The sequence below is a fragment of the Methylobacterium sp. DB0501 genome (assembly GCF_011043735.1).
GTDB lineage: Bacteria > Pseudomonadota > Alphaproteobacteria > Rhizobiales > Beijerinckiaceae > Methylobacterium > Methylobacterium alsaeris.
Window position 1 is genome coordinate 1 of record NZ_JAAKGV010000079.1, and the last position, 1,292, is coordinate 1,292.

Consider the following 1,292-nt stretch of genomic DNA (forward strand, 5'->3'; position numbering starts at 1 on the left):
TTCCTGCGCCTGCTGGAAGAGCGCATCGACGTCCTCGCCGCGGTGATCACCGCCGAGCACGGCAAGGTCCTCTCCGATGCCAGGGGCGAGATCCAGCGCGGCATGGAGGTCGTCGAGTTCGCCACCGGAGCCCCCCAGCTCCTCAAGGGCGAGATCACCGAGAATGTCGGCACCCGCGTCGACAGCCACTCCCTGCGCCAGCCCCTCGGGGTCGTCGCCGGCATCACGCCGTTCAACTTCCCCGCCATGGTGCCGATGTGGATGTTCCCCGTCGCGCTCGCCTGCGGCAACTGCTTCGTYCTCAAGCCCTCCGAGCGCGACCCCTCCGCCGCCCTCGTCATGGCCGGGTGGCTCAAGGAAGCCGGCCTGCCCGACGGCGTGTTCCAGGTGRTSCAGGGCGACAAGGAGGCGGTCGACGCGCTTCTCCACAACCCCGACGTCGCGGCCGTGTCCTTCGTCGGCTCGACCCCGATCGCCAAGACCATCTACGAGACCGCGGCGCGCACCGGAAAGCGCGCGCAATGCCTCGGCGGGGCCAAGAACCACATGGTGGTGATGCCCGACGCCGACATGGACCAGGCGGTCGACGCCCTGATGGGCGCCGCCTACGGCTCGGCCGGCGAGCGCTGCATGGCGATCTCGGTGGCGGTGCCGATCGGCGAGGAGACCGCCGACCGGCTGATGGAGAAGCTGGTGCCGAAGGTGCGCGCGCTCAAGGTCGGGCCCGGCACCGATCCGGARGCCGAGATGGGCCCGCTGGTGACGGCGCAGCACCGCGACAAGGTGAAGGGCTACATCGACCGCGGCGTGGCGGAAGGCGCCGMGCTGGTGGTCGACGGGCGGTCTTTGAGCCTGCAGGGYTACGAGAACGGCTACTTCGTCGGSGGCACGCTGTTCGACCGGGTGACGCCCGAGATGACGATCTACAAGGAGGAGATCTTCGGGCCGGTCCTGGCGGTGGCGCGGGCCCCGGACTACGCGACGGCGGCGCGGATGATCAACGAGCACGAGTTCGGCAACGGGACGGCGATCTTCACGCGGGACGGCGACGCGGCGCGGGAATTCGCGCACCAGATCCAGGTCGGGATGGTGGGGATCAACGTGCCGATCCCGGTGCCGATGGCGTTCCACTCGTTCGGCGGCTGGAAGGCGTCGCTGTTTGGCGACCACCACATGCACGGGCCGGAGGGGGTGCGGTTCTACACCCGCCTCAAGACCATCACGACCCGCTGGCCCACCGGCATCCGGGCCGGAGCCGAGTTCGTGATGCCGACCATGAAGTGACGGCGACG

General features: G+C 69.6%; 1 protein-coding gene. It reads left to right on the forward strand.

The window, feature by feature from the left end; translation table 11 throughout:
• Nucleotides 1-1,284 (forward strand): CoA-acylating methylmalonate-semialdehyde dehydrogenase (locus G4G93_RS35355; RefSeq protein ID WP_165091972.1); only part of this gene is annotated, 1,284 nt, incomplete at its 5' end.
• Between the last annotated feature and the right edge of the window lie 8 nt (nt 1,285-1,292).